The following is a 12,743-nucleotide window of genomic DNA, read 5'->3' as shown; positions in this document are numbered from 1 at the left end:
TATACACATATTCGGGTATAGTTTAGCGCATTTCTATAAGTTTTTCAATCCTCTTTCTACAACTTTAACATTGGTTTTACCATATTTTTCGTACATATAGTTCAGCCATGAGTCCTGAATTTGTGCATGATATCCAACCGGAAGCTTCTTTATGGCCTTTACGTCTTTCAGGTAGATCACAACAGCACTGTCACCCGGTGAACGTCTGAGGTCTGCAAGCAATTCCTGAGATTGCTGTGTGTAGCTTTCTTTATTGTCAAACTGTATCCAGATTTCCCTTGGCATATTGTCAAAGGGACGGATTTTTTCAAGGATCAGTTTGCTGGCGCGATCGTCCTCTGCAGATACTCTGCCCTGAATAAATACTCTGCCTTCTTCATTCAGGAACTGCTGACTTTTCTCATAATCTCTGGGGAACACAACTACCTCCACTGTTCCTACCAGATCCTCTACTGTAAGGAATGCCATAACCTTATTATTCTTTGTATATTTGATGGTTTTATCCGTAATCATTCCACCGATAATTACTTTCTGACCATCCATGACTTTCGGAAGATTTGTTTCTTCATCCTGCTGAAAATCCGAGGTTTTCGCAGAAATGGTTTTCTCCATCATTTCCCGGTAATTTTCCAGAGGATGACCACTGAGGTAGATTCCCAGAACTTCCTTCTCATATCCCAGAAGTTCCTCTTTTCCGAATTCCTCCACATCGGGCATACGGATTTCAAATTCTTTCTTGTCCTCCTCGCTTACCAGATCAAAAAGGCTCATCTGGCCTGCCAGTGAATTCTTCTTCTCCTGACTGATACTGTCTGAAATCTTCTGATAAACCAGCATTTTCTGGCGGCGGTTACCATCCAAGCAATCCAGCGCACCTGCTTTGATAAAGTTTTCTACTGCTCGCTTATTCATCTGCGGAGAGTTTCGTTCCATAAAATCCTTCAGGGAACGATATTGTCCGTTCTCTTCCCTCTCTCTTACCAGGCTTTCAATAACCGGACGTCCCACACTCTTTATAGCGGACAGACCATATCGGATCGCACCGTTATCTACAGAGAATCCATACATTCCACAGTTCACATCCGGCGGCAGGATCTTAATCCCCATCTGTCTGCAGACCAGAATATATTCTGCAACCTTATTGGGAAAATCAATAACCGATGTCATTAATGCGGCCATAAATTCCACAGGATAGTAATATTTCAGATATGCAGTCTGATAGGAAACAACTGCATAGGCTGCTGCATGGGACTTATTAAAAGCATATTTGGCGAAATCAATCATTTCATCATAGATTTTATTTGCCGTTGCCTCATCAATTCCATTTGCAATACAGCCTGGAACTCCCTCTGCTTCATTTCCGTAAACAAAGTTCTGGCGCTCCTTTTCCATGACAGAGGCCTTCTTTTTGGACATTGCACGGCGCACCAGATCACTTCGGCCCAGAGTATAACCTGCCAGGTTACGAACGATCTGCATAACCTGTTCCTGATAGACAATACACCCATAAGTAGGCTTCAGGATTGGCTCCAGCTGAGGGCAGTCGTAACGGATGGTATCCGGACGGTTTTTGCCCCGGATATACTGAGGGATGAAGTCCATGGGGCCCGGACGGTAAAGAGAAATTCCTGCGATCACATCTTCCAGACTCTGAGGCTTCAGTTCCTTCATGAAGTTTTTCATTCCCGCACTTTCAAGCTGAAATACACCATCAGAACGACCGGTGCCAAGGGAATCCAAAACCTTTTTATCATCATAATTAATCTTCTGCATGTCCAGAGTCACTCCTGCATCCTTCTGGATCAGCTTTACTGCATTCTGGATCACAGTCAGAGTACGAAGTCCCAGGAAGTCCATTTTTAAAAGTCCCAATTCTTCCAGTGTTGTCATGGTAAACTGTGTGACAATGGAACCATCCGACGCTCTGGAAAGCGGTACATATTCAGAAACATCTTTCTGACTGATAACCACACCGGCAGCATGCATGGAAGTATGTCTTGGAAGTCCCTCCAGACGTCTTGCCATATCGATCAGATAATGAATTTCATCCTGCTCTTCATATGCTTTTTTCAGCTCAGGGTTCATAGTAAGGGCTTTATCTATAGTAATATTTAATTCCTGCGGGATCATTTTCGCAATGGAATCCACCTGTGCATAAGGCATATCCAGTACACGGCCCACATCCCGGATCACACCACGGGCTGCCAGCGTACCAAAAGTAACGATCTGAACCACACAATCATCCCCATATTTACGGCGGACATATTCAATAACCTCCTGCCTTCTTTCGAAGCAGAAGTCAACGTCAATATCAGGCATAGATACTCGTTCCGGATTCAGAAATCGCTCAAAGAGCAGATCATAGCGAATAGGATCAAGCTGTGTGATGCCCAAGGTATAAGCAACCAGACTTCCCGCTGCAGAGCCACGTCCCGGTCCTACCATAATGTCATGATCGCGGGCATATTTAATAAAATCCCATACTATAAGGAAGTAATCCACGTATCCCATATTTTTTATAGTAGATAATTCGTAATTCAGACGAGCTTTTAATTCCTCTGTAACCGGCTGATAACGTTCCTCCAGTCCCTCGAAGCATAGCTTGTTCAGATATTCCCAGGATGTAAGACCATCCGGCACATCGAATCTTGGAAGCTTGGTCACGCCAAATTCAATCTCAACATGACATCTCTGTGCAATCTTATGAGTATTCTCCAGGGCCTCCAAAGCATATGGGAAAAGTTCTGCCATTTCTTCCGGGGATTTCACATAATACTGGCCGCCCTCATAACGCATTCTGTCCTCGTCTGCCAGTTTCTTGTTTGTCTGCAGACAGAGAAGAATATCATGAGGATCAGCATCCTCCGCCCTTGTATAATGCACATCATTGGTTGTAACAAGGTCAATCCCTGTTTCTTCGTGCATACGGAGAAGTTCCTGATTTACCAGTCTCTGCGCAGGAATTCCATGATCCTGTAATTCCAGGAAGAAATTGCCTTTTCCAAAAATATCCTGATAACGAAGAGCTGCTGCCTTTGCATCCTCATACATGCCTCTCTGAAGATATCTGGCAACCTCACCTGCCAGACAGGCACTTAATGCGATAATTCCCTCATGGTACTCTTTTAATACCGCAAGGTCTACTCGAGGTTTATAATAGAAACCTTCTGTGAAACCCTTTGATACTATCTTCATCAGGTTGGCATACCCCTGATTATTTTCTGCCAGAAGAACCAGGTGGTAATATCTGTCTTCGCCGCTTCCTGCTTCACGGTCAAATCTGGAACCGGGAGCTACATATACCTCACATCCCAGAATCGGATTGATTCCCTCGGCTCTTGCTGCACGATAAAAATCAATCACACCATACATAACTCCATGATCTGTGATCGCCGCACTGTCCATGCCAAGTTCTTTGACACGGGCTACATATTCTTTTATCTTATTGGAACCATCCAGCAGACTGTATTCTGTATGGACGTGAAGATGTGTAAACTCCAACTCTATTTCTCTCCTGTTCTAATATCTGCAATTTTATCGCAGAATATTTTTATAAATTTAACTGAATCAGGTAAGTCCCATGCTTCAATTGCGAAAAGCAATAATCATTGGGTGGGAACTTGCTTGTCTGTTACTATTTCGCGTAGATTCTCTTGTCCTTAATCTCTACTTTGCCTTCCTTCATCAGATGGCCAATGGCACGTTTAAATGCTCCCTTACTCAGACCAAATTCTCGCTGGATCACTTCCGGTGATGCCTTGTCATCAAATGGAAGAACACCTGCAAATTCATTGATTACTTCAAGGACATTCTCCGCATCTTCATTGATCTGAAGATATGCTTTCTGACGATCTGTGACGTTCATTTTTCCGTCTTCTTTTACTTCGCTGACACGCAGCTCAAGGATCTTGCCCGGGCGGTATTTTCCCTTGGCTTCTCTTGCAGGGATCAGTGCGGAATATTTATCATCAACTGCCACAAATACACCGAATCTGTCGCTGATTTCATAAACACGACCTTTCACCATATCTCCCACTACATAAGGAGTTCTGGTGGAAAGATAATGATAAACCTTCATAGTTGCGCAGAGACGACTGCTCTTGTCAATATAGAGTGCTACCAGCACATCTTCTCCCTCTCTTACTTTCAGAGTCTGTTCATGATATGGAAGCAGAAGGTCTTTCTCCAGTCCCCAGTCAAGGAATGCACCAATCCTTGTTACCTGAGAGACTTTCAGAACTGCTGTCTGACCTACCTGAAGCTTCGGTTCTTTTGTTGTTGCAATAAGACGATCCTGAGAATCCTTGTAGATAAATGCTTCAATGCTGTCGCCTTCTTTTGTTCCTTCCGGAACCTGTCTGGACGGAAGAAGAACACGGTTCTTTGCATCTGCCTGCATATCCTCACCCAGATATACACCAAAATCTACGGACTTCACTACTGTTAATTTCTGTTTTTTTCCTAACTCTATCATATAATCTCCATTTCTGTTGTGATAGTATCTTTTTAAAGAAAATTAAAAATATACTATACTTTCATCATCCTCTGACATTAGCTTTATATTTCAGTATAACATAAATAATAAAGGCGGCACAATGCCGCCTTATTATTTTTTATTATCTTATTTTACGTTACTGTTCACTATAGATCAGGATGTATTTTATTCCAACTCGATTTCACATACACTCAGACAGATTCTTTATCGTGTATTATATATTCTGCATCCACTTGCACGCCAGTTCCATCCAGGACTGGCATTCTTTCTGTACACAGCCGCCGTCTTCGTGGCTTGTCTCTTCGTTTGCAAGACTTAAACCATGTCCGCCAACCGGATAAAGATGCATTTCTACCGGAATTTCAAATTTGCGCAACGCATTGAAGAACAACAGAGAATTCTCTACAGGAACACAATCATCTGTCACTGTATGCCACAGGAATGTGGTTGGTGTATCTTTAGATACCTGGAATTCCAGAGACTGTTCTTTTCTCTTATCAAGATCATTATAATCCTCTCCAAGCAAGCATTCAAAGGAACCTGTATGTGCAAACTCACCGGAAGTGATCACCGGATAACTTAAGATCATACCATTTGGTTTCACCATATCAGAAGTTACCCCAAGTGTCTGTGCAATAAAATCTTTCTTCCAGAAAACGCCAAGACTTGCTGCCAGATGACCACCTGCGGAAAAGCCCTGCAGAACAATTTTATTCGTATCAATATGAAACTCTGCAGCATTTTTTCTTAAAAAAGCAACAGACTTCGCAAGCTGCAAGAGTGCCAGTGGATATCTGGCAGGTTCTACGCTATAGCGCAGGATCACTGCATGATATCCCCTTACCAGATACTGCATGGCGATCGGTTCTGCTTCTCTGTCAGAAGTCATAGCATACCCGCCTCCCGGGCAGATCACAACTACCGGACGCTTTCTGTTGATATGCATTTCAATGGAATTATCCAGAAAATAAGTGTATAAATCTGCAGTTTCTTTATATCCGTCTACTGCAATTTCAATCTTCTTATAAATCATAAGTTCCTCCTGTATATTTCATCATTTTTTCCATTTCTACTCCCCATTCCGCTAATTTTTGGGGAATATTTACAGCTACTTTTCTCAGTTTTGTTTTGCCATCCTTTGCTGCCAGACGCTTATATAAATGTATATTTCCATCTGCATCAAGAACAATATAAAAACACTCTAAAATATGACCTGATCCTACAATTTCCCGTGTTGTATATATATATCCTGCTTTATTCTTTTTTCTTTTAGAAAAAACAATCCCTCTGCTTCTCCTGTCTCGGAAACTTGGAAAATAATCTTCACGTATAATTTCAAGTTCTTCCCATTTATACATTTTTTTGAAAAACAGATACGATATTTTGCAGCCTTCTTTACTTAATGTTACGACTTTTGAAGAAAAAAACAATAATGGTGCATCAATCAAAAACTCAAGAATCAATATTGGAATTCTTTCTCCCTCTTCAGCAGACAGCCCTGTCCAAATAAGCAATACCGTAATAAGTATTACCATGGTTATCTGCAAAAAATCTCTGATCTTTATTACTTCTTGCTGATATTCTTTTAAATTTGTACAGTCTGCTCCTTTGCTTTGAATTTTTTTTCTTTGTTGCCTCCTCAATTCTATCATTTCATCATATTGTCTTTGTTTTTCTTCTTCTTTTATTCCCTCTCCTTTTTCTGCCTCCACTCCCCATTCCTTCATTTTTTCACGAACATTTACGTACATTTTTCTAATAACTTGCTTTTTTCCTTTTTCTAATTTATAAGAAAAAACATTGCCATGTTCATCAAAAGTAATGTAAAAACAATCTGAAAGCGGAAACGCATCAACGATCATCCTGGTAGTATATTTCTTTTTCTTCTTATTTACTGCATATTTGGAAAATACAATCCCCTGATAACGTATGCTCCCTCCTTTACCATATGTATACCAGACATCCTCTCTGATAACAGCAAGCTCTTCCCATTTATAATTTCTCTTCCAAAACAGCCAGGATACCGTACAGCCTTCTCTGCTCAGCACAACAGTTCTCATATAATACAAGATTAACAGCAACATTAATATTTCCACACTAAAAATTATAAATTCATATCCCTCTGTTCTTATTTCCTTTCTTTCCAGGAAAATCATCAGCATTCCTATACCGAATACAAACGCTGATATAAATAATATCAGTATTATATGTGGATCTAATACTCTTATTTTTTCCTGCTGCTCTTTCATATGCATTTCCTCCGGCTGTCTGAAATCCTTACTGTTACTATTCCGGTATATCAACCTAATTTCTTGCATTTTCTTATGAGTTCATTATAAGGTAAATATATGTAATTGTTAAGGTGCAAAATAAAATGTTGCTGTCCCATTTACTGCAAATTAAACGAACCATACAATATTAAAGTTCAGCTGTTATTATCTTTCAAGGATCATGACATCTTTTTCATTCATGCTAACGGTCTGCCCTGAAACGTTCTCCTCCTTCGATAAAGTTGCAGAAAATTGCCCGGACTTTCTGCAATATGGCAGAAGAATTTTCCTTGTTTCTTCTGCTACAAAAAATCTCCCGGATAAGAGAAGCACTTACTCTTATCCGGGAGATTTTTTATATCTTTAACAAGTTCATATCTTTTATTTTCAGCTCAGTGATTATTTATTTCCCTGTCCATAATATGCATTTGCACCATGTTTTCTGAAGTAGTGCTTATCCTGCAGATCCTGTGGTGCAGGTTTTACCTGTGGATTGATCAGCTCACAGCGGGATGCCATCTTGGCAACTTCCTCAAGAACAACTGCATTATGTACTGCTTCATGAGCATCCTTGCCCCATGCAAATGGTCCATGATTTTTGCAAAGTACTGCAGGTACTGCTTCATAATCTTTGTCCTTAAACAGGTCTACGATCAGAAGTCCTGTGTTTTTCTCATATTCTTCAAATTCCTTGCCTTCCAGGCAGCGTGCACATGGAACTTCACCATAAATATAATCTGCATGTGTGGTTCCATAACATGGGATTGATCTTCCGGCCTGTGCCCAGCTTGTTGCCCATGAAGAATGTGTATGTACAACTCCTCCGATATTCGGGAATGCTTTGTACAGTTCTACATGAGTTGCTGTATCAGAAGATGGATTGTATTTTCCTTCTACCTTATTTCCATTCAGGTCTACAACAACCATATCATCCGGTGTCAGCAGATCATAATCAACCCCACTTGGTTTGATGACAAAAAGTCCTGATTCTCTGTCGATTCCGCTTACATTTCCCCATGTAAATGTAACAAGTCCGTATTTTGGAAGATCCATGTTTGCTTTGTAAACTTCCTCTTTTAATTTCTCCAGCATGATTCGTACCTCTCCTTTTGCTTTTCAGATATTCTTTTACAACAGCTTTCAGATGTTCCGGCTTTTTTCTGCATATCCCACCCGGAAAATCTCTTAATATCTGTATTATAGCACTTGTACGGTACATGTACCAACTTGTATGTTGATTATTTTACTGTTTCTCATACAAAAACTCTTCAGGCAGACTTACCTTGAAATCTTTTGCAAGTGAACGGAAATTGTCCGGTGTAATAGTCTGAAGTTTATTTGGAGTCATAGAAAGAATCTTCACCAGGATCTCTGCAGATTTTTCTACCGTATGGAGCAGACCAAATGTCAGGTCAAAATCTTCACCTGAGCAGAACATTCCATGATGTGCCCAGATAACAACATCATATTTCTTCATTAATTCTGCTGTTTTTATGGCAATTTCTCTTCCACCCGGTACCATCCAGCCGACAACACCTACGCCGTCCGGGAATACAACCGGACACTCTGTAGCAGATTCCCATAACTCTCTTGTAAAGATCTTATCATCCAGTGGCAGAACAAATGTCAGAGCAATTGTATTTGTCGTATGTGCATGATAAATAACACGATGTTTTCCGTTTGTCAGTTTCTTCTTCACTTCATGATTCATCAGATGAGTCGGAAGCTCACTGGTAGGTCTGCCGCCCTCAACCAGGCCCCAGCGGATTCTGTAATTTGTTCCTGTCTCATCCAGTTCAATGATCGCAAGACATACTTCCGGATCCACGATAATGTTTCTGAAATATTTACCGCTTCCCGTTACAAGGAAAAACTCTCCTGCTAATCCCGGAACCTCTACCCCGATCGGTATCCATTCTCCAGTTGCATTCAGACGGGGACGAATCATCTCTACTTCCTCCGGTTTCAGACGATAGCTTAAGTTTCCGCCGTTTCTCTCATGCCATCCCTGAAGATAACCGTCATTTGCCATTTTGATAAATCCCTGTACAAATTTAGATTCCAGAATTTTCATAATATATATACCCTCCGCTTTTTGTGGTTTTATGTTGTTTGTTTTTAACAATATATTGTTTCTTGTTGTTTATGAATGTATTATATATTGTTTCTTGTTGTTTGTAAATAATTTATTCAAAAAATCTCTCACAAAACCACACATCAATTCCGAAATATCTTTGTCAATTCTGTCCTGCTATTCATCCTGTTCAGAAGATTTTTACCGTTATTTTTGCTGAAATTCTATAATTGCGTATGCTTTTCCGTCTGTATCATCAAGCGATACAATCACCTTTCCTGTTTCTGCTTTTGCTTTCGGGCAGATTATATCTCCAAGTTTTGCCTGCATCTTATACTCTGCACGCATCTGGTATACTTTGAAATCTTCCGGCAGGAAATCTTCTGCCATACAGATATACTGACAGTTGTTTACATGATGATTAGTGTCAAGATGATGCTTCTGCACTGTGAATGATTCCTGTGAAGTCATGTCATCCGGAAGTTTGATTTTCCTCGGTGCATAATCCATTTCCAGCTTTTCGCCGAGTATGTAATTGTCTGTATCTGCAGGTGTCAGTCTCGCCGGAATCCCTGTACTGATGGCCAGATGTGTCCAGTTGGAGTTCGCCCAGGCAAGCTTCTTCCCATCCATTGTTTCTATGGTGAAATTACGCATACCCATGAATCCTTTGAAATCATAAGGTGCTGTCGTGATCCTGATTTCCGTTCCCATAGCAGGATATTCATCCACAATTACCTGCCAGGAAGAAAGAACCCACGCTCTGTCTCTTGCCTTCAGCACGTCTCCTCCAAGCCCGACCGACTCCGCATGAAATGTACAGCAATCCTGAAAATAATTCAAAACACCCGGTAATGTCAGTTTGCCGTTCTCACCTGTCTCACTGTATCTGACTCTGCTGTTAAAACTGTAATTCATTTTTTATGTCCTCTTTTCTTATGTCGCTATGATTTTTTAATATACTTCTTTTCTATTATTATAACAAGCCAAAAGTATAAGGCATAAAACAGTTTTTTATAAACTGCCCTATGCCTTATCTTTGTTCTACGTTATATTATTTACTGTAATTCTTTGCTACAAATGTGATCATTACCTTAAACAGATCCCCATCCAGGTATAGCTTAAACTCACCTCCCTGCAGCTCTGTCAGGCTCTTTGCAATAGATAATCCCAGTCCGCTTCCTTCTGTATTTCTCGCCACATCTCCTCTGATAAATCGTTCTGTCAGTTCATCCGCAGAGATATTCAAAGGCTGTGCTGAAATATTTTTCAGGGAAAAGGTTACTTTTTTGTTTCTGTTGCTGATCTCTGCATAAACTCTGGTGCCCTCCATTGCGTACTTCACAACATTGCCGAATACGTTTTCCAGAACACGCCACATTCTCTGACCGTCTGCGTAGATAATGGACGGTTCGTCTGTGAAATGTACCATCATAGTCAGGTTCTTCTCCTGGAATTTCTCTTCAAATTCTCCGATCACCTGCTGCACCATTTCCACAAAATCAATATCATTCATCTCCAGCTTAATGTTTCCGGTGCTTGCCTTGGATGCCTCTACCACATCCTCTGTGAGCACCTTCAGTCTCTGGGATTTCTCATCCAGGATGCGTAAGTATTCCTGTATTTTCGGATCTGTCGGATTTTCCCGTTTCATCAGATCTACATAATTAATAATGGAAGTCAGAGGCGTTTTCAGGTCATGGGAAACATTTGTGATCAGCTCTGTCTGCATTCTTTCCTTTTTCAGGCTGTTCTCCACAGCAGCATCCAGACCACTGCCAATATTGTTAATATATTCTGCCATCACCTTCTGTTTTCCTGTAAGTGTATCTGTTTTGATCTTATATTGCAGTTCTCCATCGCTTATTTTCTTCAGACCATCCATAATAAGATCCAGCCCATCCGCTTTTCTGATGATAAAAATCACAGCAGCCGCATCTACAATCAGTAATATCATCAGGAATACTCCTGCACCTGTGAATCCGCAACCAATGATCAGGAACTGCAAGAATAAAAATGCTCCTCCCACAAGCAGAACTTTTATTTTTTCTGCTGTATTTCTGGAAAAAGCTCTGGCAAAATCGACAAGCTTCCCACTGCATTTTCCAATCCATTTCAGAACTGTTCTAATCAGACTGTTTTTCCATAAGGTTCCTGCTTTTATTCTTCTTACCAGACTGAGATATCCGATCAGGAACCATGCCATTGTATAAGTCCCACATATGAGACAGGTAACAATCACTGTCACCACTGCATGACTGTAACCCAATGATGAGTTGGCGATCAACGTTCCCGATATGATCGTTCCTGCCAGCCATATACCGATCACTGCTCCTGCCGCAATTTCTGTATACCATCTGTCAAATCCATTCAGATGGATTTCTTCATCCTTCGGTTTCCTTCCTGCTGTCACAGTCAGCCACACCATACCGATCAGCCAGAGCACACTTCCGAAGATTGCTCCTGCCAGCATCGGAAACATAAGCTTTGAATATGTCTCATAGTTCTCTGCCTCATCAGTCATGGAATCTGCCACAGAAAATTTCGTATCAACCGAAACTGCAAACACAAAATCCTTTGTGTCAAAGCTCTGATCAATGGTATGATTCCACACCTGCAGATCTGCATCCGGAATATTTGTAACACACTCACTTAATTCCGGGTAAACAACTGCATATGCTTTTTCTTTAAATATTGTCTCAAGGTTCTGCTCCAGCTGTGCGTAACTGCTGTACGCTTTTTTATTTGTATAGATTGTCTGTGTTTCTTTATCTGCGAAAAGATATGTGAGGTTGGTACTCCCTTCGGTATAGTCTCCCACGCTGTGAAAGACGGATGCCAGTGATGTTTCATAATCATTGAACTGTTCATCTGACTGTATGGCACGGATGCAGTCCAGAAGTGTGAATAACTCCTTATATGCATCCTCCAGTCTCCCATTCCATTCCGTGCTTTTGTTTACCGCATCCAGGATATTCTCAGCTCCCTGTGGTGCAAATTTCTCGTCCAGCTGACTCAGTTCTACGAAAAAACATCCCGGATATTCTGTGTTTGTTCTGGTATCCGTAACGTTGCCGATATTCTCTGATTGTGAGGTATATCTGTAATAAAGTTCATCTGCTACGGTATCCAGTTTCTCGGACTCGGTCTTTGATTCGAAATCATCTTCTTCAAGAAAATCTGTATTGTAATTAATTTTCAGTGTTCCATCTGCCACCATCTTTTTAAAGTCAGTCCGATAAAAATAGTGGCTGGTTCCGTCAGAAGATTCACATCTTATGACCTGTGAATCTTCGTCATAAACACCTTCATAATAGTTTGCCTCCCAGTCTTTTCCCCACTCCAGAAGATCACTTACAGAGTACGCAAGCCCGGAAGTATTTTTCAGAGAAAGGTCTCTGATGGAATCACGGGTGTTTCCTTTTTCCTCAAATTCTGCCAGATCAATCACTGCCGATGAACCAGCATTTTTCAGATAGTTAATGTCATCCTGCGCTGCCAGACTGACCAGAATATCTGATCCTCTGTTGCTGACCTGTTTCTCAAATGCTTCTGATTCTGTGTAACTTTTGCCTCTGTCATCCAGGCGGATTCCAGTCTGATAGATCATCACAAACATAGCTGCACAGACTGCTGCTGCAACTGCTGCCAGATGCGCGATCACGATCCAGATTGCCTTGACAGAACTGCTTCTGTATCCTTTTCCCTTCATAATGTTTGTCCCTTTCCTTTTTTATTTAATTTATTACTTTGTCAAGCGGATATTCGCAATCCGCTTTGCTACTTGCTCATAACCAAATAACTGCTTCGCAGTTTATCAGAATGCGCTTGCACGCCTCCTGATACAAGCAAGTCCCCACCCACTGCTTATTGCTTTTCGCAATTGAAGCAGGGGACTTACTTG

At 41.0% G+C, this 12,743-nt stretch carries 8 protein-coding genes; all 8 read right to left on the bottom strand.

What is annotated here, in order from left to right; translation table 11 throughout:
* Window positions 1–33: 33 nt before the first annotated feature.
* The 8 genes from LJE09_RS04000 to LJE09_RS03965 all read right to left on the bottom strand — a co-directional run bounded on the left by LJE09_RS04000 (window position 34) and on the right by LJE09_RS03965 (window position 12,551).
* Complete coding sequence (locus LJE09_RS04000) at window positions 34–3,501, bottom strand: DNA polymerase III subunit alpha (protein WP_227310990.1); 3,468 nt, start codon at window positions 3,499–3,501, stop codon at window positions 34–36.
* Between the two features lie 133 nt (window positions 3,502–3,634).
* The gene (locus tag LJE09_RS03995) at window positions 3,635–4,474 is read right to left on the bottom strand and encodes a CvfB family protein (protein WP_008707806.1); all 840 of its coding nucleotides are present in this window, start codon (window positions 4,472–4,474) and stop codon (window positions 3,635–3,637) included.
* Window positions 4,475–4,709: 235 nt separating this feature from the next.
* A complete protein-coding gene (locus LJE09_RS03990; RefSeq protein ID WP_022380130.1) occupies window positions 4,710–5,528 on the bottom strand; it encodes an alpha/beta hydrolase in 819 nt (272 codons plus the stop codon).
* Window positions 5,518–6,744 carry a hypothetical protein gene (locus LJE09_RS03985; RefSeq protein WP_055053590.1) on the bottom strand — a complete coding sequence of 409 codons (1,227 nt, stop codon included), beginning with the start codon at window positions 6,742–6,744 and terminating at the stop codon, window positions 5,518–5,520. Before LJE09_RS03985 ends, LJE09_RS03990 begins: the two co-directional genes overlap by 11 nt.
* A gap of 420 nt (window positions 6,745–7,164) precedes the next feature.
* Window positions 7,165–7,857, bottom strand: a complete 693-nt coding sequence (locus LJE09_RS03980; protein ID WP_055053591.1) for an L-ribulose-5-phosphate 4-epimerase — start codon at window positions 7,855–7,857, stop codon at window positions 7,165–7,167.
* 151 nt (window positions 7,858–8,008) lie between these two features.
* The gene (rhaD, locus tag LJE09_RS03975) at window positions 8,009–8,839 is read right to left on the bottom strand and encodes a rhamnulose-1-phosphate aldolase (protein WP_055060114.1); all 831 of its coding nucleotides are present in this window, start codon (window positions 8,837–8,839) and stop codon (window positions 8,009–8,011) included.
* Between the two features lie 207 nt (window positions 8,840–9,046).
* Window positions 9,047–9,757 carry an acyl-[acyl-carrier-protein] thioesterase gene (locus tag LJE09_RS03970; protein WP_055058291.1) on the bottom strand — a complete coding sequence of 237 codons (711 nt, stop codon included), beginning with the start codon at window positions 9,755–9,757 and terminating at the stop codon, window positions 9,047–9,049.
* Between the two features lie 136 nt (window positions 9,758–9,893).
* The gene (locus LJE09_RS03965; protein ID WP_227310989.1) at window positions 9,894–12,551 is read right to left on the bottom strand and encodes a sensor histidine kinase; all 2,658 of its coding nucleotides are present in this window, start codon (window positions 12,549–12,551) and stop codon (window positions 9,894–9,896) included.
* Between the last annotated feature and the right edge of the window lie 192 nt (window positions 12,552–12,743).

This window comes from Blautia sp. DFI.3.45 (assembly GCF_020593505.1).
Classification (GTDB): domain Bacteria; phylum Bacillota; class Clostridia; order Lachnospirales; family Lachnospiraceae; genus Blautia_A; species Blautia_A wexlerae.
The sequence above is the reverse complement of the archived record's forward strand: the minus strand, read 5'-3'. Positions and strand labels throughout refer to the sequence as shown.